We start from the raw sequence: 25191 nt of genomic DNA on the forward strand, positions 1-25191 counted from the left end.
GAACCTAGAAAGGCCAAAGCGGGCTGATAAAGAAGCGGTCGAGCCACCCGGGCTGACTCGCATCGGCAAACGAACCGGTACCCGAGTAAGTAATGCGAGCATCGGCGACGCGAGTCGAAGGCACCGTGTTGTCAGTCGCGATATCGTCGGCACGAACCATACCGGCAATGCGTACCAACTCGTCACCCGTGTTCAAGGTCATCCATTTCTCACCACGCACAGCGATGATGCCGTTAGGCAGGACGTCAGCCACCGTCACGGTAATCGAACCGGTCAGGCTGTTGCCCTGCCCCGCCTTGCTGTCACCCTTGGTGGTGCGATCACCACTGTAACCCGCCTCAAGGGAGAGGTCGCCAGAGCCCAGCGGGTTGTTGGTATTGGGAACGGTCCCAAACAGGGATGTCAGCCCGATATCGGCCTTGCTGTTCTTGGCGATCTGGGAGTTGGCGTTCTTGCTTGCCTGAGTCTTCTCATTCAGGGTGATGGTGATGATGTCACCGACGCGGAACGCCTTGCGGTCGCTATACAGGTTCTGCTCGAAACCGGCCTGATAGATCGAGCCGTTGTTGGCCGCCGCCGGCAACGGTGTACGCGGCAGTACCGGCGCGTAGTAAGGGTCGTTGGGCTTGGGCGTCGGTGCGACGCAACCGGCCAGCAACACGACCCCACCCAGGGCAAGTACGGAAAACAAACGACTCATGACGCTAACCTCATGGTGTAACAGGCGCTGCACCAGCGCCCTTGAGAGCTTCACTTACAGGTTCTGGGTAACGAACGAGAGCATCTGGTCGGCAGTGGAGATGACCTTGGAGTTCATTTCGTAGGCACGCTGCGTGGTGATCATGTTCACCAGCTCTTCTACCGTGCTGACGTTGGAGTTTTCCAGGGTGTTCTGCAATGTGGTACCGAAGCCGTTCAAACCTGGAGTGCCGACCTGCGGCGCACCACTGGCAGCCGTTTCCAGGAACAGGTTGTTACCCACCGCCTGCAGACCCGCCGGGTTGATGAAGTCGGCGGTCTGGATGTTGCCGATGACCTGTGCCGCCGGGTTGCCAGCGGTCGTGATGGAGACGGTACCGTCAATGCCGACGGTGAAGGTCTGCGCATCGGGCGGCACGACGATCGCCGGTTCCAGGGCAAAGCCGTTGGCGGTGACGATCTGACCATCGGAGTTCAGGTGGAAGGTACCGTCACGGGTATAGGAAACAGTGCCATCGGGCTGCAGGATCTGGAAGAAACCACGGCCATTGACTGCCATGTCCAGCGGCTGCTCGGTGGTCTGCAGGCTACCGGCATTGAAGTTCTTCTGAGTGCCGACAATGCGCACACCAGTACCCAACTGCAGGCCCGACGGCAGTTCGCTGTCCTGGGTAGACTGAGCACCCGCTTGACGACGGGTTTGATAAAGCAGGTCCTGGAATTCGGCGCGGTCGCGCTTGAAACCCGTGGTCGAAACGTTGGCCAGGTTGTTGGAAATGGTCGTCAGGTTCATGTCCTGAGCGGCCAGACCTGTTTTACTGACCCAAAGAGCCGGAAGCATGCTGTTCTCCTGGAGCGCCTGTTTTACGGCGCTACGCCTGTGTAATTAGCCGATTTGCAAAACACGCGCCATGGCTTCATCACCTTCCTTGGCCGTGGTCATCATTTTGACGTGCAGTTCGAATTGACGGGACAGCGCCAACACCGAGGTCATTTCCTCGACCGCGTTGACGTTACTGGCCTCGAGGAAACCCGACACCAGCTGAACCGAGCCATCGGCATCGGCCGGCTTACCGCTCTTGGTGTGGATCATGCCGTCCAGGCCCTTGGTCATGTTCTTCAGGTCCGGGTTGACCAGCTTGATTCGATCGACCTCGGCCATGACTCGCGGCCCCTCGCCCATGGCGCGGATGCTGACGGTACCGTCCTGGCCAATCTCGACCTTTTGCTCAGGCGGCACGGCAATCGGCCCGCCATTGCCCATGATCGGCATGCCATTACCGGCCCGCAGCACACCCAGCGCATCGATGTTCATGCTGGCGGTGCGCACGTAGGCTTCGCTGCCATCCGGCGCCTGCACAGCAATCCAGCCATTGCCACCGACGGCAACATCCAGATCACGCCCGGTTTCCTGCAAGGCACCCGGCGTGAAATCCGTCGCCGGCCGCTCACTCATGGCATAGGCTCGCGCCGGAAAGCTGTCGCCGAACACCGGCATCGAACGCGCCTGCTCCAGGTCACGCTGAAAACCGCTGGTGGAAATGTTGGCCAGGTTGTTGGCATGGGCCTTCTGCGCCAGCGCGTTCTGGCTGGCGCCGGTCATGGCCACGTAAAGCATCTTGTCCACAGTCATCCTCCGCTGCGCTGGCGAACATTTGCCGTTCGCCGCTGCTCTGCGCTGCTAGAAGCAATTATCGAACCAAGTTTCGGACGACCATCGAAAGGACCGTATTTGCGAGGCCTTCCCCTACCTCATGGCCACCAGAAAAAAAACAGAAGACAAATTCTCGGCGGCATTCTGCCGTCAGCGGCAAAACCTCGCCTCATTGCCTGACGGCAACGAAAGAATCCAGGCAGCGCCCCCCGATCAGTTATCGCGACAGGCACCATTGTTGTAGGGCCCGGAAAACAGCCGCCACCCCTCTCCGGGCGAAACCTGCGCACACACCAGACGGCCAGTAGCCTGACTTTCCCAGCGATACCACGAGGCCATAGCAGCCCAGGACTGCGCAGCAAGCAGCAGCACACCCAGAAGCACACCTACCCTGAGCAATCGTCTCAACATCGTCAGTACCTCAAAAACGACAAACCCCTTCCATGAGAAAGGGGCTTGGCTGTGCATCACTGCCTCATGGGCCCATCAGGTCATCTGAATGATGGTCTGCATGATGGTGCTTTGAGTCGAGATGGTCTTGGCGTTGGCCTGGTAGTTGCTCTGTGCCTTGATCAGCTCGACCAACTCCTGCGTCAGGTTGACGTTGGACGCTTCCAGCGCATTGGAGGTGATACCCCCCAGGGTACCGGTCTTCGGCGCATCAATGCCCGGGATACCCGAGGCAAAGGTTTCTTTCCAGCGCGTACCACCCATCTGCTCCAGACCCTGCTCGTTGGCGAAGCTGGCGATTGCCACCTGACCAATTGCACGGGACTGCTGGTTGCTGAAGCTGGCGAACATGACACCCGTCGAGTCGATGCTCAGGCTGGACAGGATACCGGTTGCATAACCATCCTGAGATTGCGACAGGCGGGCTGTCTCGGTGTTGTACGAGGTGGTCGAGGTCATGTCGAGGCGAATACCGGAAGCACTCCCCTGAGAACCGTTCGACACCCAGGCACCCGAGGCATCCTTGGCAGCCGGCACCCAACCCTGAAGCACAAAGACATTGTTTTTCACTTCGAAGCTGGTGTCTGGCGTTGGGTAACTTTCACTGCCCGTCATGGCCTTGACACTGCCATCAGGATTGAACGTGATAGTGCCCGAGAGCGGTGCCGTAGAGGTCGGATCTTGCGGGTTACGCCCATCGATCAGGGTGTAGGTAGACCACGAGTTCTGCCCCGTCTTCACATAGTACTGATCCATGACATGCTCATTACCCTGGCTGTCGTAGACCTTCGTGGGAAAGGTCTTGGTATAGGTACTGGTATCAGCCGGATCGAAGGTCGCCGTAATGTCATCCGCCGAGGAGTTCAGGTTGATACCCTGATCAACCAAGGTCGTGGACTTGGGCGCCAGTGCCGAAGTATCGATCTTCAGGTCAGTGAGTACACCATTGATGATCTTGCCATTGGCATCAGCAGCATAACCCTGCAGACGAATGCCATCGGACGTTACGACGTAGTTGTCCTTGTTGGTCTGGAAGGCACCGGCACGGGTGTAGCTCAGCGAACCGTTATCGCTCAGCACGAAGAAGCCTTGCCCCTGGATACCCATGTCCAGCACGTTGCCGGTATTGTTGATGTCGCCCTGACCGAACTGCTGAGATACCGCCGCCAGGCGCACACCATTACCCACGGTCTTGCTGCCCACGCCCAGCTTGCTTGCCGAGTACACGTCGGAAAATTCTGCGCGCGAGGATTTGAAGCCAGTGGTCGCAACGTTGGCGATGTTGTTGCCCGTTACGTCCAGCTGCTTGTTGGCTGCATAGAGACCGCTAAGGCCGATATTGAATGACATCTTTCACTCCTTGTGCCGTGTACGCCGGCTCTATATACCGATAGTTTGGACTTTGGACAGCGCGATGGTGCCCAGACCCGCCAGGTTCAGCATCATCTCGCCGCCAGTCTGGCTCAAGGTGACACTGCTGACCGTGGCCGGCAGGTAGGTCGTCAGTGCGGTAGCGGTACCGTCGATCTTGCTGCTGGCAGCAAAGGTGTAGGTACCCGGATCAACCGCCTCGCCCGCATCGTTCTTGCCATCCCAGACGAAGTCGGCCTTGCCGGCCGACTGCCCGCCCAGCTCGATGGTCTTGATGGTCTTGCCGTCCTTGTCGGTGATCTTGATCGACAGGTTGCTGACCGACTGCGGGACACTGACGCTACCGGTGAAGCTCTTGGTGGTATCGACTACCGACTTGTCGGTCTGGACGATAACCGAGCGCCCCACCAGCGAAGAGGCCTGCAACGCCTGAGACGATTTGAAGGTGCCGGAGATCGCCGTCACCGAATCGTTCAGCGAGGTAATACCCTCGAGGCTGGAGAACTGCGCCAACTGCGCAACGAACTCACTGTTACCCTGCGGCTCAAGCGGGTTCTGGTGCTGCATCTGCGTCACCAGCAACTGCAGGAACGCATCCTTGCCGAGCGCCTGACCAGAACCCGTCTTGCTGCTGGTAGCCGCAGCAATACCGCTGCCACTGTTGGTACTGGTCGTCTTGGCTCCGGAGGCCTTCAGAACATCGTTCAGGTTCACGCCGGTGGTTGTATCGTTAATGCTGGCCATTGATTTAGTCCCTTATCACTGACCCAGGGTCAGAACCTTCTGCATCATGGTTTTGGCAGTGTTCATCAGTTCAGCATTGGTCTGGAACGAACGGCTGGCGGAAATCATGTCGGCCATTTCTTCGACCACATTGACGTTCGGGTAGTAGACGTAGCCATCCTTGTTCGCCGCCGGATGATTCGGCTCGTAGCGCGCTTCCAGATTGCTCTGGTCTTCGACCACACCCAGCACCTGTACGCCCTGGCCTGCGGCATCCTGATCCTGGAACAGCGACTGACCGACACCGCTCTGCGCTTGCTGGAACGTGGTGGCAAACACCGGGTGGCGGGCACGGTAGGTCTGGTCGATGCTCGACGAAACGGTCTCGGCGTTGGCGATGTTACTGGCGACGGTGTTGAGTCGCGTTGTCTGGGCACTCATGCCGCTACCGGCGATATTGAATACACTGGCGAGGGACATGAATTACTCTCCGCGCAGGGCCGATACCAGCCCTTTGAATTTACTGTTGAGCAGCGTGAAGCTGGCCTGGAAACCTACGGCGTTCTCGGCGTAACTGGATTGCTCCAGCTGTGCGTCGACCGTGTTCTGGTCAACCGACGGCTGCATCGGGGTGCGGTACTTCAGCGCCTCGTCACCCATGCTCAAGCCTTCAGCATCGATATGGCGACTGTTGGTCCGCTCCAGCGAAAAGGTGCCGTTTTTGGCCTTGTCGGCCTGCGCTGCCAACACCTCGGAGAAGTCCAGATCCCGCGCCTTGTAGTTTGGGGTATCAGCGTTGGTGATGTTGTTGGCCAACACTTCGGCACGCTGAGCGCGAAAGCCCAATGCCTTTTCGTGAATGCCGAGCGCTTTATCGAAACTGATGCTCATGTCGGGGAAACCTTCGAAGGTTGACCGGATTGTTCGTTGTCAGACTTAGAGCAAGTCTCATGCCAAAAAACAAAACCCAACAAAACCGGGCACATCAGCTTACTGCCGGCAGTGGCAATGCCAGAAAAGCGGCAAAGGATTTCCGCTTGGCGCCAGCAAAGCGGCAATGCGGCGGGAGAACACCTGCGGCAGAAACAAAAACAGGCAAGGCCGGAACCCCTGCACCGCAGGTGACACCGGACTTGCCTGTTTTTTGTCGCCGCTTACCTGGCCTGGTACTTACCTAGTCTGGTACTTACCTGGCCACGAACTTACTTGGCCTGGTAAATGATACCTGGGCTGCACTGAACCATCTGGTAGTGATCCGGCAAGCCGTTGAGCGCCTCGGAAGCTCCCAGAAACAGGTAGCCACCAGGCTTGAGCGTGCCATGAATACGCATCAGGATGTCTTTCTTGACCTGCGCCGAGAAGTAGATCAGCACGTTACGGCAAAACACGATATCGAACTTGCCCAGGCTCGCGTAACTGTCCAGCAGGTTGAACGCACGAAATTCGACGCGGCTGCGAATCGGCGCCTTGATCGCCCAGCGTCCCGCCCCTTTCGGGTCAAAATAACGCTGCAGACGCTCTTGAGAGAGGCCACGCGCAATAGCCAGGCTGTCGTACTCACCGGTCTTGCAATTGGCCAGCATGGAACCCGACAAATCGGTCGCGACAATCTGCGCGCCCATTTTCAACTGGCCGATATTGCTACGCTCGAACTCGTCGATCGCCATTGAGATCGAGTAAGGCTCCTGCCCAGACGAGCAGGCTGCCGACCAGATGCGCAAACGCTGACCGGGATTGGCCTTGATCTGCTCAGGCAGCACCTTGTTCTTCAACACTTCGAATGGATAGGTATCACGAAACCAAAGGGTCTCGTTGGTGGTCATGGCATCCACCACCTGCTCACGCAAACCGCTGCGCGGCTGGGTCTGGATGCGCTGCACCAGCTCACCCAGGCTTTTGATACCTTGCTGCTCCATCAGCTTGTTGAGACGGCTGGAAACCAGGTACTGCTTATTTTCGCCGAGCAGGATGCCACAGGCTTTTTCCAGGAAGACCCGGAATTGTTCGAAATCCAAATTACCCGTAGACAATGATGCCGCCTCTTACAATCGTGTGTACCACCAGAGAAACCCCCTGGCCGTTAATGCGTAGCCTTGATCCGGTCGACAACCCGCTGAGCCAGGTCGTCCGGCCTGAACTTGGCAAGAAAATCATCGGCGCCAACTTTCTTCACCATGGCCTGGTTGAATACGCCAGAAAGTGAAGTATGCAGGATGATGTGCAGTTTTTGCATGCGCGGGTCGCTGCGAATCTCCGCGGTCAGCGTATAACCATCCATTTCCGGCATCTCGATATCGGAAATCATCATCAGGAACTCTTCTTCCGGACGCTTGCCCTCATCCACCAGCTTACGCAGGTAGTCAAGCGCCTGACGGCCATCATTGAGCGCAACAACCTCGACCCCGACTGTCTGCAGGCAACGACTGACCTGCTTGCGAGCCACCGAAGAGTCATCCACCGTCAGTACCCGCAGCATCACCGCCTTGTCCTGCACATCGGCATCGACAACGCCTTCGGAAATCGCTTCGGATGTTGGTGCGACCTCGGCGAGGATCTTCTCGACGTCGATGATCTCTACCAGCTTGTTGTCGACTCGGGTAACCGCTGTCAGGTAATGGTCACGACCCGTCCCCTTGGGTGGCGGATGAATCTCCTCCCAGTTCATGTTGACGATGCGCTCGACCGAATGCACCAGAAACCCCTGGGTCTTGGTGTTGTACTCCGTGATGATCACGAAACGGTTGCTCACGTCCTCATTCTGACCGGGCAAGCCGGTCGCCATCGCCAGATCGAGGATCGGGATGGTCGCCCCACGAATATTCGCGACACCGCGTACTACCGGGCTGGATTTTGGCAGCAAGGTCAGGTTCGGGCATTGCAACACTTCCCGTACCTTGAACACATTGATCCCATACAACTGTTCGCCATTAAGGCGAAATAACAGCAGTTCGAGGCGATTTTGCCCCACCAGTTGAGTACGCTGGTTCACTGAATCCATTACACCAGCCATGCCAGACTCCTTCACCAAAGCTTGGGCCTTCGTACCCAGTCGGCACGCGCCTTGCTTTTTTAACTGTATGAACACGAAAACGACATTTTTCCGACGCCTGCCCCACCGCCTGCCCCGCATCCTTGCCGTGCTGTGCCTGCTGGCCCCTGGCGTTCGACCTCTGGCTGACAACTTCACCTTGCCTGAACAGCTTATCGGTGTCACCCAAGGCTTTCTTGAATTCTCTGTGGAAGATTACCTGGCAACCAGCCAGACCGAAGGCCGCTACGATATCCAGGTCAACAACCTGGACCCTCGTTTGCGCATGCCGGTGTGCGACCAGCAACTGAACGCCACACTGGAAAGCCCGGCTCAACCACTGGGACGCGTCACCGTGCGCGTGCGCTGTGACGGTAGCTCACCCTGGACGGTGTTCGTGCCCGCCCAGGTACGCCTGTTTCGCAACGTGGTCACAGCCACCCGCCCTCTCAAGCGTGAAAGTATCGTTTCAGAGCAGGATGTCGCCCTGCGCGAACGCGATGTAGGCTCACTGAATCAAGGCTTTCTCAGCTCGCTGGATCAAGCCATCGGGCAAAAGATTATCCGACCAGCGGTCATCGACCAGGTACTCACTCCCGCACACCTGGAGCAGGCCGAAGTTGTACGCAAGGGCGACCAGGTCGTAATCACCGCACGCAGCGGCACACTCAGCGTGCGCATGCCGGGAGAGGCACTGAGCAAAGGTGGCTTCAGCGAGCAGATACGCGTGCGCAACCTGAACTCCAAGCGGGTAGTAAAAGCCAGGGTGACCGGGCCTGGACAGGTGGAAGTGGCCATGTAGCGACGCCAAGGCAAGATCAATGCTGGCGATCAAGCAGCGCTTTTCCTAAACTGTGCCCTGTTCGGGCCAAGGACTTGCCGTGCAAGCCACGTTGCATTTGCGCCTAAAGTTTTTTTCGGGTTGGCCGAAAACAAGGCAAGCGTCCAATACCCAGAGGTTTTCCAATCATGGTCATCGACTTTAGTCGTTTGAACAATTCCCCGTCCGTGACGAGCGGTGCGCGCACCGGCAACAGCCCGGAAAGCAGCGCCAGCACCGCATCTGCCAGTACTACGGCTGCTGCCAGCACCCAAAGCGGGGAAACCGTACACCTGAGCCAAGAGGCACAGCAGTTGCAGAAGATCAGCGAAAAGCTGCGCGAGCAACCCGTTGTCAACAGCGCCCGAGTGGCCGAGTTGAAGCAGGCTATCGCCGACGGCAGCTATAAGATCGACAGCAACCGTATCGCCAGCAAACTGCTTAATTTCGAAGCACAGCGCTAGCCCTTCGGCGCGCTGACTTCAGGACGCTGAAAACCAAGAGCCAGCCATGCACGACATCACTCTGCTGCAACTGATCGAAGACGATATTGCTCCAGCGCAACAACTGCTCGAGTTACTGCAAACCGAGCTGATAGCCCTGCACGGCCGCGATATGCAGCTGCTGGAGAACATTCTGGCCCGCAAGCAATCGCTGGTGGTGCTGCTTGATCAGCAGGGACGTCGGCGCAGTCAGGCGCTTGCCAACCTTGGCCTGAGCCCTGACCGTAGCGGTTTCGAAACCCTCGCCAGTCAGTCGTCGCTCGGCAAGCAGATGATGGAAAAACTCGAAGAGCTGGCAAAGATCATGGCCCAGTGCCAGGCCGCAAACGAGATCAATGGTCGTTCCATCCAGATTCAGCAAGCGACCACCGACAACCAGATTAGAATTCTCATGGGCGGCGAGTCACCGTCGCTGTATGACAGCCGCGGCGCCACCTCGCCCCTCGCCAAACCTCGCACACTCAGCCAAGTGTGATTAACCTATACCAAGGTGCGAAGCATACTGGCAGAATGCCTGCGCTTGCGTGTGTGTTTTAGTCTGGAGATTGATCAACCGTGTTGAATGAAGTAGATGCTCCGCAGCCACCCAAGGTGTTGACCACACCAATGGAAATTGCCGCCAACCTGCGGCTGCTGCAAGAGAGCCATGATCCGCTGATCATTACTTTTCATGAACGTAGCCAGCGTTTCCAGAGCTACGTGGTAGAAGTCGACCGGGAAACCAATAAACTGGCGCTGGACGAAATGATCCCGCGTGACGGCGAACGCTTTTTGCAAAATGGCGAGCCGTTTCGTGTCGAAGGTTTTCATGATGGTGTGCGAATCGCGTGGGAGTCCACCGAGCCGCTGAGCATCAAGGAGGCTGACGGCCACCGTAGCTACCACGGCGCCCTGCCACTGGAAGTCACCTATCACCAGCGGCGTAATGCGTTCCGCGCTGCACTGAAGCTATCGCAACTGGTCGATGTGTTGCTGAGCGGTGACAAGCTCAAGGGCGAAGGCGCCCTCAAGGGCAAGCTTCTGGATATCTCGGCGACTGGCTGCAAACTGCGTTTCGAAGGCAATGTCGAAGAGCGCCTGCAGTTGGGCCAAGTGTACGAAAAGTTCAGCGCCAGCCAGTTGTTTGGTAGCACGACGACAGCAGTTGAGCTGCGTCACCTGCACTTTGAGGAACGCTTCAACACCACGTTTGCAGGCGTACGCTTCCACAACCTGAACGGGCAAATGCAACGCAAGGTCGAGAGCTTCGTCTACCAATTGCAGCGTGAAGCGCGTCGTTTCGATAAAGACGACTACTGATCAGCATTTGAAGGCGCCGGTGCTACCGGCGATGGCCTTGACCGGGTGTGAGCTCAGTACTCGACACCCGGATTGCCAGCACCCTGCCGCCTACACAGGTTTTACCGGCTCAACCTCTTCTTTCGCCTGCTGCTCCTCGGCCTCGGTACCTTCGGTATCCTCTGCCGCTACAGGCGCCTGCATTTGATCCTGAACGTCCTGCTCGGTAACACGCGGGTCAAGTGCCGCTGCCAAAGGTGAACTGGCCGCAGGCATCGCTACGTGAAGCAATGGCGCATCGTCGACCTGATGCAGGTTGGTGACCGCCTGCGGCCGTATCCGCCAAACCAGTACCAGCGAGAAGAATGTAAAGAAGGCGTAGAGCATCTGATCGCCCAACTGCTGCATTAACACGCCCGCCACCAATGGGCCGATACTGGCGCCCACGCCATAGGTCACCAGCAACATGGCGGTCAACGAGACACGCCGCTCACTCTCGACATGGTCATTGGAAAATGCCACTGCCAATGGATACAGGCAGAACTGCAGCAATGACACCAGGAAACCGGCAGCAAACAGCACCACCATCGGTACACTTGGCCAAATCGCCAGCGGCAATGCGGCTACCGCCAAACCAATTGCCGCGCCACGAATCAGCACAGCCCGATCATAGCGGTCGGACAGCCAGCCAAGCGGCCATTGCACGAGCAATCCGGCAAAGATGCAGGACCCCATGAAGATACCAACCTGCTCGGTACTCAAGCCCTGCTTGGCTGCATACAAAGGCGCCAAACCATAGAACGAGCCAACGATCAGGCCTGACCCCAGCACGGTACTCAGCGACTGCGGTACGCGCTTGATGAAAAAGCGCGGGTCTAGCGGTGCCGGACGCAGCGGAGCCGGGTGAATGCGACGGGTCAGTGCCACCGGCACCAGACACAGGGCAAAACACATTGCCACCAGCATCAAGAGTTCCGGACCCAGCTGTGGATGGGCTACCAGAATCAACTGCCCCAGCACCAACCCCAGGTACGACGCAATCATGTAACCGCTGAACACGGCGCCTCGTTGCTTGGCATCGGCCTGCTCATTGAGCCAGCTCTCAATGACCATGTACTGGCACATCATGCCCAAACCAACGATGACCCGCAGAAAAAGCCAGGCCGGCAGCCAACTGACCATGCCATGGCCAAGCACTGCCGCACCGACAATACCGGCACAGGTCGCATAGGCCCGAATATGCCCGACTCGGGCAATCAGTCGGTGACCGATCTTGCCGCCCAGGGCCAAGCCAAAATAGTTAGCCGCCATCAAGGCACCGACCCACAGACTATCGACCTGATCGGCCGCCAGACGCAGAGCCAGATAGGTACTTAACAGGCCCGAACCGATCAGCATCATCAGGGCAGCGAAATACAGCGCGCGAAAAGACTTCCAGATCTGTCGCATCGGCGTCCCGGTTGGCTCCTTTAGCAAGTGGGGGAAAAAACAGATGAAGCATAAGTGAAAAAACACCGACGGCGCAGCAACAACCGTAGACACAAAAACAGGTGGGAAACACCGCCGACAAATCGTCAAACATTGTTTCGCCACCTGCTGTTCCCAATGCGCCTAAAAGGGCGCCATTTACGCCTGTGCTGCGAGTACTCGACGCTCCCACGGCGTGATCTCATCGAAGAAGCTGGTCAGCTCCAGGGTCTTGGAAGCGATATAGCCTTCGATGAACTCTTTACCGAACAGCTCGCGTGCCAGCGCACTGCGTTTCAGACGCTCCAGTGCCGCATGCAAGGTACACGGCAGCGACAGGTTCTCCGGCACCTCGAATTCACCTTGAATTGCCGGGGCAGGCGTCAATCGTTGCTCGATGCCATACAAGCCGGCCGCCAGGCTTGCCGCCAGCGCCAGGTAAGGGTTGGTGTCGGCACCCGGCAGACGGTTCTCGACCCGCCGAGCCGCAGGACCGCTGGCCGGAATACGCAAGCCGGCAGCGCGGTTGTCTTCGGACCAGCACGCATTGTTCGGTGAAGCGTACGGATGGCACAGGCGTTGGTAGGAGTTCACATTGGGCGCGAACAGCGCCGTGAAATCAGCCATGCATGCCTGCAAGCCGCCGATGAAATGATAGAAGGTATCTGTCGCCTGGCCATCGGCATCACTGAACACGTTACGCCCACTGTCGATGTCCACCAGGCTTTGGTGGATATGCATGGAGCTGCCTGGGGTTTTGGCCAGTGGCTTGGCCATGCAAACGACCGTCAGGCCATGTTTGAGCGCGACTTCCTTGAGCAGGTGCTTGAAGAGGAAGGTCTGGTCAGCCAGCAGCAGCGGGTCGCCGTGCAACAGGTTGATCTCGAACTGGCTGACGCCCATTTCATGCATGAAGGTATCGCGCGGTAGCCCGAGGGCCGCCATGCAGCGATAGACTTCATTGAAGAACGGACGCAGGCCGTTGTTGGAGCTGACGCTGAACGCCGAGGCGCCGTCTTCGCGTCGCCCATCCAGACCAACAGGCGGCTGGAACGGCTGAGTGGGGTCGCTGCTCGGGGCAAAAACAAAAAACTCAAGCTCGGTGGCTACCACAGGCTTCAAACCGTGAGCCGCGTAACGTGCGATCACCGCCTTGAGTTGTGCCCGGGTAGACAGCCGACAGCCTTCGCCGCTCAAGTCGTCCGCATCGCAAATGGCCAAGGCCCGCGGTGTATCGCTCCACGGCAGGCGATGAATCTGTTGTGGGTCAGGAACAAGTGCCAAATCGCCGTCATCGCTGCCGTAGAAACGGGTCGGCGGGTAGCCCCCCATGATGCACTGCAACAACACCCCGCGAGCCATCTGCAAGCGCCGTCCTTCCAGGAAACCTTCGGCGGTCATTACCTTGCCGCGAGGTATACCGTTTAGGTCCGGAGTGACGCATTCGATTTCATCAATGCCCGTCAGTCGCTCGGCGAGTGAACGTTGGCCATTGCTCGTCATGACTTGATCCTTATTGTTTTAGCAAGCCGCGAACGGCGACGTGTACAAAATAAGCACCAGCCGTTCAAAATATCAAGCACTTAAGCGCAACCGCCTTACGTAATGCCTATAAAAATGGGCTTTAGCGCTGATCGAGTCGGCGCCGTGTCAATTATTACGCTACAGCTACCCGCGCAAGGTCAGGCCATTGGCAGGCAATGGCAAGGCCGTCTTGTAGCGCACCTGCTTGAGGGCAAAACTGGAGCGAATATTGGCCACCCCCGGCAGACGCGTCAGGTAATCGAGAAAGCGCTCCAAGGCTTGGATGCTGGGCAACAACACCCGCAATAAATAGTCGGGGTCGCCAGTCATCAAGTAGCACTCCATCACTTCCGGGCGTTCGGCAATTTCTTCCTCAAAACGGTGTAGCGCTTGCTCCACCTGCTTCTCCAGGCTGACATGGATGAATACATTGACATCCAGCCCCAACACTTCGGGTGCCAGCAAGGTCACCTGCTGGCGAATAACCCCCAAGTCCTCCATCGCCTTGACCCGGTTGAAGCAGGGTGTCGGGGAGAGGTTCACCGAGCGGGCAAGCTCGGCGTTGGTGATACGAGCATTTTCCTGGAGGCTGTTGAGAATGCCGATATCGATGCGATCCAGTTTACGCATGAGAAAAAATCACCTGTTTTTTATCTTTATAAAGAATATTTATCCGCAAGCTATCGTAAAGGCAATGAACATCAGAAAAATATTCTTCAGGCTCGGGAATATGATGTAGGACAAGACTGACTGTCTGGTCACAAGCCATTGTCAGTAGCGACCGCTTCAAAGCTCACAAAAACACAAGACAGAGCGAGCGTAAAAAAGCATGAACGAGTACGCCCCCCTGCGTTTGCATGTGCCCGAGCCTACAGGCCGGCCAGGCTGCCAGACCGACTTCTCCTACCTGCGCCTGAATGACGCCGGCAAGGTTCGCAAACCCCCTATCGACGTTGAGCCAGCCGACACTGCCGACCTGGCATACAGTCTGATCCGCGTGCTCGATGACCAGGGCAACGCGCTTGGCCCATGGGCCGAAGGCATTGAACCGCAGGTCTTGCGCCAAGGCATGCGGACAATGCTCAAGACGCGGTTGTTCGACAACCGTATGGTGGTTGCCCAACGCCAGAAGAAAATGTCCTTTTATATGCAGAGCCTTGGCGAGGAAGCCATCGGCAGCGCTCAGGCCCTGGCCTTGAATCGCACCGACATGTGCTTCCCGACCTACCGCCAGCAAAGCATCCTGATGGCGCGTGACGTGTCACTGGTGGAAATGATCTGCCAGTTGTTGTCCAACGAGCGTGATCCGCTCAAGGGCCGTCAACTGCCGATTATGTATTCGGTGCGTGATGCCGGCTTCTTCAGTATCAGCGGCAACCTTGCGACTCAGTTCGTACAAGCCGTAGGCTGGGCCATGGCCTCCGCCATCAAGGGTGACACCAAGATCGCATCCGCCTGGATCGGCGACGGTGCCACCGCCGAGTCGGACTTCCACACGGCCTTGACCTTCGCCCATGTCTACCGTGCGCCCGTGATCCTCAACGTAGTGAACAATCAGTGGGCTATCTCGACCTTCCAGGCCATCGCCGGGGGCGAATCCACCACCTTTGCCGGCCGCGGCGTAGGTTGCGGTATTGCTTCGCTGCGGGTCGACGGTAACGACTTCATTGCCGTCTATGCGGCCTCGCAATGGGCAGCAGAACGCGCACGCCGTGGCATGGGGCCCAGCCTGATCGAGTGGGTAACCTACCGCGCCGGCCCGCATTCCACCTCGGACGATCCCTCCAAGTACCGCCCTGCCGACGACTGGAGCCATTTCCCGCTGGGCGACCCGATCATGCGCCTGAAACAACACCTGATCGCCATCGGCCAATGGTCCGAGAAAGAACATCAGGAAGTCAGCGCCGAACTCGAAGCCGAAATCATCGCCGCGCAGAAAGAAGCGGAGCAGTACGGCACCCTTGCCGGTGGCCAGATGCCAAGCCCGGCGTCCATCTTCGAGGACGTCTACAAGGAAATGCCTGAGCACCTGCGCCGCCAACGCCAGGAACTGGGGATCTGACATGAACGATCACAACAACAATATCCAGTTGGACACCGCCATGGCGACGACCACAATGACCATGATCCAGGCCCTGCGCTCGGCCATGGACATCATGCTAGAGCGCGATGATAACGTAGTGATCTACGGCCAGGACGTCGGCTATTTCGGTGGTGTGTTCCGCTGTACCGAAGGTCTGCAGAACAAGTACGGCAAGTCCCGCGTCTTTGATGCGCCGATCTCCGAGAGCGGTATCGTCGGTACTGCCGTGGGCATGGGTGCCTACGGCCTGCGTCCGGTCGTGGAAATTCAGTTCGCTGACTATTTCTACCCTGCCTCCGACCAGATCGTTTCGGAAATGGCACGCTTGCGCTACCGTTCGGCGGGCGAGTTCATCTCCCCACTGACCCTGCGCATGCCCTGTGGTGGCGGTATCTACGGCGGTCAGACCCACAGCCAGAGCCCTGAGGCGATGTTCACTCAGGTGTGCGGCCTGCGCACGGTCATGCCGTCCAACCCTTACGACGCCAAGGGCCTGTTGATCGCCTCGATCGAAAACGATGACCCAGTGATTTTCCTCGAGCCCAAACGCCTGTACAACGGACCGTTCGACGGTCACCACGACCGTCCGGTAACCCCGTGGTCCAAGCACCCGGCCAGCGCCGTACCGGACGGCTACTACACCGTCCCGCTGGACAAAGCCGCGATCACCCGACCCGGCAAAGCCGTGACCGTACTGACCTATGGCACCACGGTGTATGTGTCCCAGGTGGCCGCCGAGGAAGTGGGCATCGATGCCGAAGTCATCGACCTGCGCAGCCTATGGCCGCTGGACCTGGAGACCATCGTCAACTCAGTGAAAAAGACGGGTCGCTGCGTCGTCGTACACGAAGCCACGCGCACCTGTGGTTTTGGCGCCGAACTGGTCGCCCTGATCCAGGAGCACTGCTTCCATTACCTGGAAGCGCCGATCGAACGCGTCACCGGTTGGGACACCCCCTACCCGCACGCACAGGAGTGGGCGTACTTCCCCGGTCCATCACGAGTGGGCGCGGCATTGAAACGGGTCATGGAGGTCTGAATGGGCACGCACGTCATCAAGATGCCGGACATCGGCGAAGGCATCGCACAGGTTGAACTGGTGGAGTGGTTCGTCAAAGTCGGCGACACCATCACCGAAGATCAAGTCGTCGCCGACGTCATGACCGACAAGGCAACAGTGGAGATCCCCTCTCCCGTCAGCGGCAAGGTGCTGGCGCTGGGCGGCCAGCCCGGTGAAGTCATGGCTGTGGGCAGCGAACTGATACGTATTGAGGTCGAGGGTGCCGGCAACCTGCAAGAGAGTGCCTCGGCGCCTGCTGCAGCGACACAGGCAACCGCAGCGCCGATTATGCCTGCCCCTGCCCCTGCCCCTGAAGCAGCGGCCCCGGCCCCCAAAGCTACGGTCGCAGCGTCGGCACCGTACGAACCGGCGCCGTTTGTTGCGCGCGAAGCCAGCGAGCGGCCACTCGCTTCGCCAGCCGTGCGCAAACGCGCACTGGATGCCGGTATCGAGCTTCGCTATGTACAGGGTAGTGGCCCTGCCGGGCGCATCCTGCACGAGGACCTGGATGCGTTTCTGAGGCAACCGAGCACAACCTCCGCCTCAGTGCCTGGCGGCTATGCCAAGCGCACCGATGCCGAACAGATTCCGGTTATCGGCCTGCGCCGCAAGATCGCGCAACGCATGCAGGATGCCAAGCGTCGGGTAGCACACTTCAGTTATGTCGAAGAAATCGATGTTACGGCACTGGAAGAACTGCGCGTTCATCTCAACGAAAAATGGGGCGCCAGTCGCGGTAAATTGACCCTGCTGCCTTTCCTGGTCCGTGCCATGGTCGTGGCCTTGCGCGACTTCCCGCAAATCAATGCGCACTACGACGATGAAGCACAGGTCATTACCCGCCACGGTGCAGTGCATGTCGGCATCGCTACTCAGGGCGACAATGGCTTGATGGTGCCGGTACTGCGCCACGCCGAAGCCGGCAGCCTGTGGAGCAACGCGGGTGAAATCGTCCGTCTGGCTACCGCTGCCCGCACCAACAAGGCCAGCCGCGAAGAACTCTCCGGCTCGACCATCACCCTGACCAGCCTTGGTGCGCTAGGCGGTATCGTCAGTACCCCGGTAGTGAATACCCCAGAGGTGGCTATTGTCGGTGTCAACCGCATAGTCGAACGGCCTATGGTCGTTCGCGGTCAGATTGTGGTGCGCAAAATGATGAACCTCTCCAGCTCGTTCGATCACCGGGTGGTCGACGGCATGGATGCAGCGCTCTTCATTCAGGCCATTCGTGGCCTGCTCGAACAACCCGCCAGCCTGTTTGTGGAGTGATCATGCACCAGACCCTCAACACTACCCTGCTGATCATTGGTGGCGGCCCCGGCGGCTATGTGGCGGCGATTCGTGCTGGCCAACTGGGCATCCCGACCGTACTGATCGAAGGCCAGGCACTGGGTGGCACCTGCTTGAACATCGGCTGCATTCCGTCCAAGGCGCTGATCCATGTGGCCGAGCAGTTCCACCAGACCCACGCCCACAGCCAGCACTCGGCCCTCGGTATCAACGTCGCACCTCCGACCCTGGACATCACGCAAAGCGTTGCCTGGAAAGACGGCATCGTCGACCGCTTGACCAGCGGAGTCGCAGCCCTGCTGAAAAAGCATGGCGTGAAGGTCATTCATGGCTGGGCGCGGATCATTGACGGGAAAACGGTCGAAGTCGACGGACAGGACCTGCGCGTCCAGTGTGAGCACCTGCTGCTCGCCACCGGTTCCAGCACGGTCGAATTGCCGATGTTACCGCTGGGCGGCCCGATCATTTCGTCCACCGAAGCCTTGGCGCCCACTCATCTGCCCAAGCGCCTGACCGTTGTTGGGGCGGGCTACATTGGCCTGGAGCTGGGTATCGCTTACCGCAAACTGGGCGTGGAGGTCAGCGTGGTCGAGGCCCGTGAGCGAATCCTGCCCACCTATGACAGCGAACTCACACAACCGGTAGCCGAGTCACTGAAAAAGCTTGGAATCACCCTGTACCTCAAGCACAGCGTCGAAGGCTTTGATAGCACCACGCAGAGCCTGAAGGTGCGCGACCCGGCGGGCGAGCCACTGGCACTGACTACTGATCAGGTACTGGTTGCTGTCGGCCGCCGGCCGCGAACCCAGGGTTTCAACCTGGAGGCCCTGGACCTGAAAATGAACGGCAGTGCCATTGCCATCGATGCACACTGCCAAACCAGCATGCGCAACGTCTGGGCAATTGGTGACCTGAGCGGTGAGCCGATGCTCGCCCACCGCGCCATGGCGCAGGGCGAAATGGTTGCCGAGCTGATTGCAGGCAAGCAACGCCGCTTTGAGCCGGTTGCGATTGCCGCCGTATGTTTCACCGATCCAGAGCTGGTAGTTGTCGGCAAAACCCCGGAGAACGTACAGCAGGAAGGCCTGGATTGTATCGTGGCGCAATTCCCCTTCGCAGCCAACGGTCGCGCCATGACCCTGGAATCGAAAAGTGGTTTCGTGCGCGTGGTTGCGCGCCGTGACAACCACCTGATCCTCGGCTGGCAAGCTGTGGGGGTAGGTGTTTCGGAGCTGTCTACAGCCTTCGCCCAGTCACTGGAGATGGGCGCCTGCCTTGAAGATGTCGCTGGCACCATCCACGCCCATCCGACCTTGGGTGAGGCCGTGCAGGAAGCCGCCTTGCGCGCATTGGGGCATGCACTGCACCTGTAACACTCAACCAGGCAAGATGTTTAGACGCCCACCACAAGGTGGGCGTTTAACGTTCCAGATACCGTCACGCTCAACCGACCCGGTTTTTACCCGCAGCTTTGGCGCTGTACAGCGCTTGATCGGCGCGGTTGACCAAGTGCTCCGGCAGCTCTTCATTTGCCCATTCCGCCACACCGAAACTGGCCGTCAATCGACACTCCCCCACGGCGGGAAGCTGACTCAATTGCCGCTGAATACACTCGGCCCGTTCGCGGGCAGACGCTTGAGTGCTATGGGGCATGACAATCATGAACTCATCGCCGCCCCAACGCGCAAGTAGATCCTGTGAACGCAAACAGGCCTTGATGCACTCGACCACTTGAAGGAGCACCCGGTCTCCTCGGACATGGCCGTACCGGTCATTGATAGGCTTGAAATCATCCAGATCCATGACCACCAATGAGAGCGGCTGGCGAAACCGCCGGGAACGCTCACACTCTTGCCGCAGCACCTTTTCCAGACGATAACGGTTGGCGACGAGCGTCAGTGCATCACGTTCCGCCAGATCGCGATTTTCTTCGAGCTGACGCTGCAATTGCTCATTGACCCAAGACAGCTCGCGGGTTCGCGCAGCGACCAGCGCTTCCAATGAGTGATTTTTCTGCTCGAGCTGCTGCACCAGACGCTTGCGATCGTCGATATCGCGATGGGCACCGAGCATCCGTGCAACCGAACCGTCGGCGTTACGTGCAATCACATGGCCGCTGTCTTCGATCCACAGATAGCTACCATCTCGACGGCGGCAACGGTACTCGATTCGGTACTGCTCGACCTGCTGATTCAGGTAGGCCTCAAAATGCGCCATCACCCGGGGATAATCCTCTGGGTGAATGACACTCTCCCAGGTAAACACCGTGTTATCCAGCGAATGGCTGGCGTACCCCAGCATTCGGTACCAGCCCGGGTTGCGGTAGACATGACCCGTGTTGGCATTCCAGTCCCAGACACCATCACTGATCAGGTTCAGCAGTGCATTCAGTTGTTCCTCAGCAAATTCGCCAGGCATGGCCTTGCCGCTTGTGGACTCATGACTCACTGCCACTCTCCCCCTGTCCTCGCAGCTTCGCCTCAACATGAGGCAGTGCTGCCCACTGATAGGCTACGTCACGCATGACCAAGCGGCCCCCATACCTGCGCCGCAATACCTTGATCCTCTGAACAACTAAAGCACAGTTCTGGACCGGCCGAAGCTCAGAGATTGTGGCGCTTGATAATGTCTACCAGCGTGGCGGTCATCATGGCCGTTGAAACACCAAACATCAGAATGCCGTTACCGGCCTCCAGCGGGCTGAGCAGACGCCAATGCTCTGACAGCACCACATCACCATAACCGACCGTGGAAAACGTCACGCCAGAGAAGTAAACCGCTGTAGAGAAATCGGCAAACTCACCCAACAACAGATACAGCACCGCCCACAGGGCCATCTGGATAAAGTTGCCTAACAGCATCAGCAACATCACCAGCGACAACAACACGATGCTGGTCACGGGTCCGATTTTACCGCTCTGCGGGCGCAGCCGCAGGTAAAGGCGTAGCGTGAGAACGACAAACAGCGCCTGCAGGATCAGGCATAACAGCATTACCGGTGCGCCTGTCAGCATGTTGTGCAACATAGTGACGCTCCCCTGGAATGACGAACCCACTGATCCGCAAACAGTGCGGCAGCGTGATTCTAGCTTTTCAAGCAGGTTGTGCACGGCACCACGACTGCAGGGCAACAAGGAAAGGCAGCGCAATCATCACACCCCATGCACGCAGGCTGCACACCCGATCCAAGCTGCTACGCTAGAGTGGAAAGCTTCCCCTGACGACTTCTTACGATGCCGCACGCACCCCGGCAGAAGGTAAGTTGCGGAGTAACGGGTCAGGCTGACAGGTGAGTTCGATATTGTTGAGCAAAGGAGTACAAATGCCTTCCAACAAGAAATCATCGACCAAACGCACTGCGAAAAGGTCAGCAGCTCCGGTGTTCGAACCTACCTTTCGCTCACGCAGGGAACGCCTTCGTCTGGGCGAAAGCCTGCGCGAAAAGGTACCGCTGTCCAGCCACGCCGAATGGAAGCCACCGCGCAAGCACCGTGACCCGATCGACATACTGGAAGTGTCCAACCGTTATCGACTTCCCAGCCTGGTACCCATTCGCTACGGGCGCATGTTACGCAGTGCCTTTACCTTCCTGCGGGGCTCTGCCGGCCTGATGGCCCACGATCTGGCCATTACCCCGAATACCGGTATTCAGGTTCAGGCCTGTGGCGATTGCCATATGTTGAACTTTGGCCTGTTCGCAACCCCTGAGCGTAATCTGATCTTCGACATCAACGACTTCGATGAAACGCTTCCCGCCCCGTGGGAGTGGGATATCAAACGACTGGCCATCAGCTTTACAGTCGCGGCACGCGATAACCGACTCAGCGCGAAGCAAGCCGAAGCCTGCGCGGTTGAATGTGTTCGCGCTTACCGTGAACGCCTGCGTGAGTGCTCAAAGATGAGCCCGCTGGAAGTCTGGTATGACCGCTTGGATGCCCAAACGATTCTAGATATGGCACCCACCTCAAAAATCAGAAAAAACCGGGAACAGTTGATTGCGAAAGCCAGGACACGTGTAGGCGACTACCTCTACCCAACGATCAGCGACGAAGTCGGCGGTCGACGGCGCCTTATCGATCAGCCCCCCATACTGTTTCACGTTCAGGAAGAAGGCTTTGAGCAAAGTGTTGAATACGCACTGAAGGACTATCGACTCTCCCTGCCTCACGAACGCCGAGTACTCTTTGATCGTTACCGCATGGAAGACATCGCCATAAAAGCCGTGGGGATTGGCAGTGTGGGCACGTACTGTTTTGTGAGCTTGTTCTTTTCAGCGGAAAACCACCCACTGCTCCTGCAATTCAAGGAGGCGAGCCCTTCCGTACTTGAGCCTTATGCAGGCAAAAGTCTTTACGAAAACCATGGGCAACGCGTCGTCACCGGTCAGCGCTTGATGCAGTCCTCCAGCGATATCTTTCTGGGCTGGACAGAAGGCAAGAAAGGTCGACATTTCTTTGTACGCCAGTTGCGGGACATGAAAATGTCGGCGCCGATCGAAGGTGCGACAGCGGAGCAGATGAGCATGTACGCAGAACTGTGCGGCATGACACTGGCCAGATCACATGCCAAATCGGGCGATGCCGCGATGATCAGTGGCTATCTGGGCAAATCGAATGAGTTCGACAAAGCCATCGGAAAATTTGCGATGGCCTATGCCAATCAAAACGCCAAGGACCATGCGGCACTGAGGGCTGCGGAGAAATCTGGACGGATCAAAGCGCTGATCGAGGAAGAGTAATGAAACGGCTCCATGCCCGTTACTTTTGACCCGCGCTTCAACCGTATCTGTCCACAATCCCAACACCGCTTGTGAGGCTGAACCATGGCTCAGGTGTCTTCAACAGCGAAGATAAAGCGCCTCCCGAGCCCCAACCGTGTTGCTGTGCTGTTCGCGATCGTGTGCTATATCGCGGGCTGTACAACATTGGGACCTGCTTCGGTACAACGTGATCGAACCGACTATGGCGGCGCATTGGCCACCACCTGGAAGGAACAGACGCTGCTCAACATCGTCAAGTTGCGCTACGGCGATGCTCCCGTCTACCTGGAGGTTTCATCCGTCATCAGTTCCAGCGCAATGGAAAGCCAGGTCAGCCTGGGTGCCACTTGGTTTTCGGGATGGCCCAATGACGGGAACAGCCAGGCATTGGGTGCCTATGGACGTTACACAGACCGCCCAACCATCAGCTACACACCGCTCTCGGGGGAAAGGTTCTCGCGTTACCTCTTGCGACCACTTTCTCCTGCCGCCGTGTTTTCTCTTGTTCAGGCCGGTTACCCAATTGATCGCGTACTGCAACTGACCACACGTGCGGTCAATGGCGTGTACAACCGGTCTGCCTCGCCCTTCCGCGCCCGCGCAGCGGATCCGCGCTTCTATCAGATGCTTGAAGCCCTTAGGCGAGTACAGCGTTCGGAAGCCTTGGGAATTCGGATCAATCAACCCGGTGACAAAGAAAATACGCTAATCATCGTCAACCGTGGTGTCCCCGACGCTGTCAGCAACGACAGTCGTACCGTACGGGAGATCCTGAATTTACGCCCCGAAGCAACCGAGCTGGCGCTGACCTTCGGCATGGTGCAGCGTAACGACACTGAGGTGGCCCTACTCACCCGCTCTATGTCGGAGATATTCGTCGAGCTCGCCGCAACAGCCGAAGTACCACCAACCCACTTACAGGAGGGACGGGCCAACCCGGCACCTGCCGAGCCAGCCTCTGACAGCCCGTGGGACCAGCCATTGGTACGCATCCATTCAAGTGCGACACGCCCCGCTGATGCCTATGCCGCCGTCCCCTATCGCGGCTATTGGTTCTGGATCGACGACAAAGACATGCGCTCCAAATCAGAGTTCCTGTTTATCCTCGTCCTGTTCTCGCTGGCCGAGACCGGGGTGACACCACAGGCTCCTGTCATCACGGTGCCGGCGAACTGATGGGGTTGTGATACACGTCCTAGCTGGACTGGGCAATGCTCTCTTCCGAGACCTCTTCCAAGGACTCCTGCTGCGCCATTGACTCGGTGACAACGCTGAAGTCACTCACTTCAACAGCACCCTGCCCATAGCCCAGAAGATGGAAGGAAAATGCCTTGCGCGGTTCCGGATTGTAAAAGGTGAAATCCATCTCCAGCGGCTGATCAGGTGTGACGAGCATTTCAGCAGGCAGTGCCAGCGGTACATCCTGCTCCAATTGCTTGGCCTTGAGCAGGATGTACGCATTGTGTTGTGGGTCTGCCGAGCGCACGGTCAGGCGCACACGCGTGTGTGAGCCCTTGGGCATTTCCAGGTATTGGGCACCAATCAGGTTGTCGGCCCAATCGTCGTCGATCTGTGCCTTAAGTGGAATGACCGCGGTGCTGCCAAACTGATAATGCTGGTTCAAGGGTGTACGCAACAACGTCTGATCAAGAGCGGCTGCCCGCGCCGCAATCTGTCGAGCACGCTTACCACCGTACTGCCCAAGCAAGGTCACCTGGTCCTCAATGAAACCCGGACTCGCGTAATACCGGCAGCGTTGTTGAAAATCACATTCGGTCAACGTCCCCTGGCCATCGTGGTAGCGAAGCTTGCCATTGGTGAATGACATGATCTCACGACCTGTTTCATAGTTTCGGAACAGCGAGCGGCCACTCAAGGTCGCAGGTACAGGTAACGCAAAATAATCGAGTATCGACGCACTCAGGTCGACATGCCCATACACACCGGTGTTGATCTTGGGCAGTTGCTCTTGCTCAGGTGCCAACATCAGGTTGAATCCCCAGGAGGAGGCCAACCGCACACCATCGATGCCATGGGATTCGTCCGAGGTAATAACCACCAGTGTGTCTTTCAATATGCCCTGGCGCTCAAGGCCGGTGAGGAACTGCTCAAGCGCATCATCCAGATAACCCACGGCAGCCTGCTTGGGTGTGTCATAACGCTGTAGGTAGTCCTCTGGTGCGGAGTACGGCTGGTGTGTACCCACGGTCAGCAGAGTGAGCATCCAGGGCTGCGGCTTTTTCTGCAACTGCCCAACGTAGTCCAGTGCCCCTTCAAAGAACGACTTGTCATCCTTGCCCCATGGAAAATTCAGATACGACGCATTGGTGAACCAATCGAGGCCCAGCGTAGTGTCGAAACCGATATGCGGCATGATCTTGTCTTTGGCCATAAAACGCAGGCCTGCACCTTGCAGGTAATGCGTGCATTGGTCATGGAAACCCTTTAAAAACAAGCTCTTGTGTGGCTGCTCGCTGCAAAC

At 58.0% G+C, this 25191-nt stretch carries 26 protein-coding genes; 10 read left to right on the top strand and 16 right to left on the bottom strand.

Going from position 1 to position 25191, the window contains the following annotated elements; genetic code table 11:
• Nucleotides 1–4: 4 nt before the first annotated feature.
• From flgH to IE038_RS11815, 10 genes are all read right to left on the bottom strand, one after another.
• Nucleotides 5–700 (bottom strand): flagellar basal body L-ring protein FlgH, encoded by a 696-nt coding sequence (gene flgH, locus IE038_RS11770; protein WP_065759721.1) that lies wholly within the window; start codon nucleotides 698–700, stop codon nucleotides 5–7.
• A gap of 54 nt (nucleotides 701–754) precedes the next feature.
• On the bottom strand, nucleotides 755–1540 hold the full coding sequence (flgG, locus tag IE038_RS11775; RefSeq protein WP_065759720.1) for a flagellar basal-body rod protein FlgG: 786 nt from the start codon (nucleotides 1538–1540) through the stop codon (nucleotides 755–757).
• Nucleotides 1541–1585: 45 nt separating this feature from the next.
• On the bottom strand, nucleotides 1586–2326 hold the full coding sequence (locus tag IE038_RS11780) for a flagellar basal body rod protein FlgF (protein WP_189395663.1): 741 nt from the start codon (nucleotides 2324–2326) through the stop codon (nucleotides 1586–1588).
• Between the two features lie 240 nt (nucleotides 2327–2566).
• Nucleotides 2567–2764, bottom strand: coding sequence for a hypothetical protein (locus IE038_RS11785; RefSeq protein ID WP_189395664.1), 198 nt, complete (start codon nucleotides 2762–2764; stop codon nucleotides 2567–2569).
• Between the two features lie 75 nt (nucleotides 2765–2839).
• Nucleotides 2840–4153, bottom strand: a complete 1314-nt coding sequence (gene flgE / locus IE038_RS11790; protein ID WP_189395665.1) for a flagellar hook protein FlgE — start codon at nucleotides 4151–4153, stop codon at nucleotides 2840–2842.
• A gap of 30 nt (nucleotides 4154–4183) precedes the next feature.
• Nucleotides 4184–4918, bottom strand: a complete 735-nt coding sequence (gene flgD, locus IE038_RS11795) for a flagellar hook assembly protein FlgD (protein ID WP_163937570.1) — start codon at nucleotides 4916–4918, stop codon at nucleotides 4184–4186.
• A 15-nt stretch (nucleotides 4919–4933) separates the two neighbouring features.
• The gene (gene flgC / locus IE038_RS11800; protein WP_065759715.1) at nucleotides 4934–5377 is read right to left on the bottom strand and encodes a flagellar basal body rod protein FlgC; all 444 of its coding nucleotides are present in this window, start codon (nucleotides 5375–5377) and stop codon (nucleotides 4934–4936) included.
• A 3-nt stretch (nucleotides 5378–5380) separates the two neighbouring features.
• Nucleotides 5381–5788, bottom strand: a complete 408-nt coding sequence (gene flgB / locus IE038_RS11805; RefSeq protein WP_163937573.1) for a flagellar basal body rod protein FlgB — start codon at nucleotides 5786–5788, stop codon at nucleotides 5381–5383.
• Between the two features lie 311 nt (nucleotides 5789–6099).
• On the bottom strand, nucleotides 6100–6927 hold the full coding sequence (gene cheR, locus IE038_RS11810; RefSeq protein WP_065759713.1) for a protein-glutamate O-methyltransferase CheR: 828 nt from the start codon (nucleotides 6925–6927) through the stop codon (nucleotides 6100–6102).
• A 50-nt stretch (nucleotides 6928–6977) separates the two neighbouring features.
• Complete coding sequence (locus IE038_RS11815) at nucleotides 6978–7907, bottom strand: chemotaxis protein CheV (RefSeq protein ID WP_163937576.1); 930 nt, start codon at nucleotides 7905–7907, stop codon at nucleotides 6978–6980.
• Nucleotides 7908–7974: 67 nt separating this feature from the next.
• Between IE038_RS11815 and flgA the strand changes: the two genes are divergently transcribed.
• The 4 genes from flgA (at nucleotide 7975) to IE038_RS11835 (ending at nucleotide 10547) form a co-directional block, all read left to right on the top strand.
• Nucleotides 7975–8727 (top strand): flagellar basal body P-ring formation chaperone FlgA, encoded by a 753-nt coding sequence (gene flgA / locus IE038_RS11820; protein WP_163937579.1) that lies wholly within the window; start codon nucleotides 7975–7977, stop codon nucleotides 8725–8727.
• Between the two features lie 167 nt (nucleotides 8728–8894).
• Nucleotides 8895–9209 carry a flagellar biosynthesis anti-sigma factor FlgM gene (flgM, locus tag IE038_RS11825; RefSeq protein ID WP_163937582.1) on the top strand — a complete coding sequence of 105 codons (315 nt, stop codon included), beginning with the start codon at nucleotides 8895–8897 and terminating at the stop codon, nucleotides 9207–9209.
• A 46-nt stretch (nucleotides 9210–9255) separates the two neighbouring features.
• A complete protein-coding gene (locus IE038_RS11830; protein ID WP_163937584.1) occupies nucleotides 9256–9723 on the top strand; it encodes a flagella synthesis protein FlgN in 468 nt (155 codons plus the stop codon).
• A 131-nt stretch (nucleotides 9724–9854) separates the two neighbouring features.
• Nucleotides 9855–10547: a flagellar brake protein gene (locus IE038_RS11835; protein ID WP_167524092.1), complete on the top strand. Its 693-nt coding sequence runs from the start codon at nucleotides 9855–9857 to the stop codon at nucleotides 10545–10547.
• A 90-nt stretch (nucleotides 10548–10637) separates the two neighbouring features.
• Here IE038_RS11835 and IE038_RS11840 read toward each other — a convergent pair whose 3' ends face one another.
• The 3 genes from IE038_RS11840 to bkdR all read right to left on the bottom strand — a co-directional run bounded on the left by IE038_RS11840 (nucleotide 10638) and on the right by bkdR (nucleotide 14147).
• The gene (locus tag IE038_RS11840) at nucleotides 10638–11975 is read right to left on the bottom strand and encodes an MFS transporter (protein WP_189395666.1); all 1338 of its coding nucleotides are present in this window, start codon (nucleotides 11973–11975) and stop codon (nucleotides 10638–10640) included.
• Nucleotides 11976–12152: 177 nt separating this feature from the next.
• Entirely contained in the window at nucleotides 12153–13394 is a 1242-nt protein-coding gene (locus IE038_RS11845) for a glutamine synthetase family protein (RefSeq protein ID WP_189395673.1), read from the bottom strand.
• Between the two features lie 267 nt (nucleotides 13395–13661).
• Complete coding sequence (bkdR, locus tag IE038_RS11850) at nucleotides 13662–14147, bottom strand: Bkd operon transcriptional regulator BkdR (protein WP_189395667.1); 486 nt, start codon at nucleotides 14145–14147, stop codon at nucleotides 13662–13664.
• 199 nt (nucleotides 14148–14346) lie between these two features.
• Between bkdR and IE038_RS11855 the strand changes: the two genes are divergently transcribed.
• Genes IE038_RS11855 through lpdA form a run of 4 tightly spaced genes read left to right on the top strand, consistent with a single transcriptional unit; the run spans nucleotide 14347 to nucleotide 19323 of the window.
• On the top strand, nucleotides 14347–15579 hold the full coding sequence (locus tag IE038_RS11855; protein ID WP_163939681.1) for a 3-methyl-2-oxobutanoate dehydrogenase (2-methylpropanoyl-transferring) subunit alpha: 1233 nt from the start codon (nucleotides 14347–14349) through the stop codon (nucleotides 15577–15579).
• Nucleotide 15580: 1 nt separating this feature from the next.
• Nucleotides 15581–16639: an alpha-ketoacid dehydrogenase subunit beta gene (locus tag IE038_RS11860; RefSeq protein WP_163939678.1), complete on the top strand. Its 1059-nt coding sequence runs from the start codon at nucleotides 15581–15583 to the stop codon at nucleotides 16637–16639.
• Complete coding sequence (locus IE038_RS11865; RefSeq protein WP_189395668.1) at nucleotides 16640–17929, top strand: dihydrolipoamide acetyltransferase family protein; 1290 nt, start codon at nucleotides 16640–16642, stop codon at nucleotides 17927–17929.
• A 2-nt stretch (nucleotides 17930–17931) separates the two neighbouring features.
• Nucleotides 17932–19323 (top strand): dihydrolipoyl dehydrogenase, encoded by a 1392-nt coding sequence (gene lpdA / locus IE038_RS11870; protein WP_163939053.1) that lies wholly within the window; start codon nucleotides 17932–17934, stop codon nucleotides 19321–19323.
• Between the two features lie 70 nt (nucleotides 19324–19393).
• Here the strand turns inward: lpdA and IE038_RS11875 are convergent, their stop codons facing one another.
• Both IE038_RS11875 and IE038_RS11880 read right to left on the bottom strand, forming a co-directional pair.
• Nucleotides 19394–20368 (bottom strand): sensor domain-containing diguanylate cyclase, encoded by a 975-nt coding sequence (locus IE038_RS11875; protein WP_163939055.1) that lies wholly within the window; start codon nucleotides 20366–20368, stop codon nucleotides 19394–19396.
• Nucleotides 20369–20553: 185 nt separating this feature from the next.
• Nucleotides 20554–20976 carry a potassium channel family protein gene (locus IE038_RS11880; protein WP_163939051.1) on the bottom strand — a complete coding sequence of 141 codons (423 nt, stop codon included), beginning with the start codon at nucleotides 20974–20976 and terminating at the stop codon, nucleotides 20554–20556.
• A gap of 353 nt (nucleotides 20977–21329) precedes the next feature.
• Here IE038_RS11880 and IE038_RS11885 point away from each other — a divergent pair, with 353 nt between their 5' ends.
• Both IE038_RS11885 and IE038_RS11890 read left to right on the top strand, forming a co-directional pair.
• On the top strand, nucleotides 21330–22688 hold the full coding sequence (locus IE038_RS11885) for a DUF2252 domain-containing protein (protein ID WP_229775652.1): 1359 nt from the start codon (nucleotides 21330–21332) through the stop codon (nucleotides 22686–22688).
• A gap of 186 nt (nucleotides 22689–22874) precedes the next feature.
• Entirely contained in the window at nucleotides 22875–23885 is a 1011-nt protein-coding gene (locus IE038_RS11890; protein ID WP_229775653.1) for a hypothetical protein, read from the top strand.
• A gap of 19 nt (nucleotides 23886–23904) precedes the next feature.
• Here the strand turns inward: IE038_RS11890 and IE038_RS11895 are convergent.
• A partial coding sequence (locus IE038_RS11895) for an LTA synthase family protein (protein ID WP_189395671.1) occupies nucleotides 23905–25191 on the bottom strand: 1287 nt, incomplete at its 5' end.

The sequence above is a fragment of the Pseudomonas laurentiana genome (assembly GCF_014648275.1).
Classification (GTDB): domain Bacteria; phylum Pseudomonadota; class Gammaproteobacteria; order Pseudomonadales; family Pseudomonadaceae; genus Aquipseudomonas; species Aquipseudomonas laurentiana.

Excerpts from the sequence above, each read along its gene's own strand:
- flgH (WP_065759721.1), bottom strand. The coding sequence starts at position 700 with ATGAGTCGTTTGTTTTCCGTACTTGCCCTGGGTGGGGTCGTGTTGCTG.
- flgG (WP_065759720.1), bottom strand. The coding sequence starts at position 1,540 with ATGCTTCCGGCTCTTTGGGTCAGTAAAACAGGTCTGGCCGCTCAGGAC.
- IE038_RS11785 (WP_189395664.1), bottom strand. The coding sequence starts at position 2,764 with ATGTTGAGACGATTGCTCAGGGTAGGTGTGCTTCTGGGTGTGCTGCTG.
- flgE (WP_189395665.1), bottom strand. The coding sequence starts at position 4,153 with ATGTCATTCAATATCGGCCTTAGCGGTCTCTATGCAGCCAACAAGCAG.
- flgD (WP_163937570.1), bottom strand. The coding sequence starts at position 4,918 with ATGGCCAGCATTAACGATACAACCACCGGCGTGAACCTGAACGATGTT.
- flgC (WP_065759715.1), bottom strand. The coding sequence starts at position 5,377 with ATGTCCCTCGCCAGTGTATTCAATATCGCCGGTAGCGGCATGAGTGCC.
- flgB (WP_163937573.1), bottom strand. The coding sequence starts at position 5,788 with ATGAGCATCAGTTTCGATAAAGCGCTCGGCATTCACGAAAAGGCATTG.
- IE038_RS11815 (WP_163937576.1), bottom strand. The coding sequence starts at position 7,907 with ATGGCTGGTGTAATGGATTCAGTGAACCAGCGTACTCAACTGGTGGGG.
- flgA (WP_163937579.1), top strand. The coding sequence starts at position 7,975 with ATGAACACGAAAACGACATTTTTCCGACGCCTGCCCCACCGCCTGCCC.
- flgM (WP_163937582.1), top strand. The coding sequence starts at position 8,895 with ATGGTCATCGACTTTAGTCGTTTGAACAATTCCCCGTCCGTGACGAGC.
- IE038_RS11830 (WP_163937584.1), top strand. The coding sequence starts at position 9,256 with ATGCACGACATCACTCTGCTGCAACTGATCGAAGACGATATTGCTCCA.
- IE038_RS11835 (WP_167524092.1), top strand. The coding sequence starts at position 9,855 with ATGGAAATTGCCGCCAACCTGCGGCTGCTGCAAGAGAGCCATGATCCG.
- IE038_RS11840 (WP_189395666.1), bottom strand. The coding sequence starts at position 11,975 with ATGCGACAGATCTGGAAGTCTTTTCGCGCGCTGTATTTCGCTGCCCTG.
- IE038_RS11845 (WP_189395673.1), bottom strand. The coding sequence starts at position 13,394 with ATGACCGCCGAAGGTTTCCTGGAAGGACGGCGCTTGCAGATGGCTCGC.
- bkdR (WP_189395667.1), bottom strand. The coding sequence starts at position 14,147 with ATGCGTAAACTGGATCGCATCGATATCGGCATTCTCAACAGCCTCCAG.
- IE038_RS11855 (WP_163939681.1), top strand. The coding sequence starts at position 14,347 with ATGAACGAGTACGCCCCCCTGCGTTTGCATGTGCCCGAGCCTACAGGC.
- IE038_RS11860 (WP_163939678.1), top strand. The coding sequence starts at position 15,581 with ATGAACGATCACAACAACAATATCCAGTTGGACACCGCCATGGCGACG.
- IE038_RS11865 (WP_189395668.1), top strand. The coding sequence starts at position 16,640 with ATGGGCACGCACGTCATCAAGATGCCGGACATCGGCGAAGGCATCGCA.
- lpdA (WP_163939053.1), top strand. The coding sequence starts at position 17,932 with ATGCACCAGACCCTCAACACTACCCTGCTGATCATTGGTGGCGGCCCC.
- IE038_RS11875 (WP_163939055.1), bottom strand. The coding sequence starts at position 20,368 with ATGCCTGGCGAATTTGCTGAGGAACAACTGAATGCACTGCTGAACCTG.
- IE038_RS11880 (WP_163939051.1), bottom strand. The coding sequence starts at position 20,976 with ATGTTGCACAACATGCTGACAGGCGCACCGGTAATGCTGTTATGCCTG.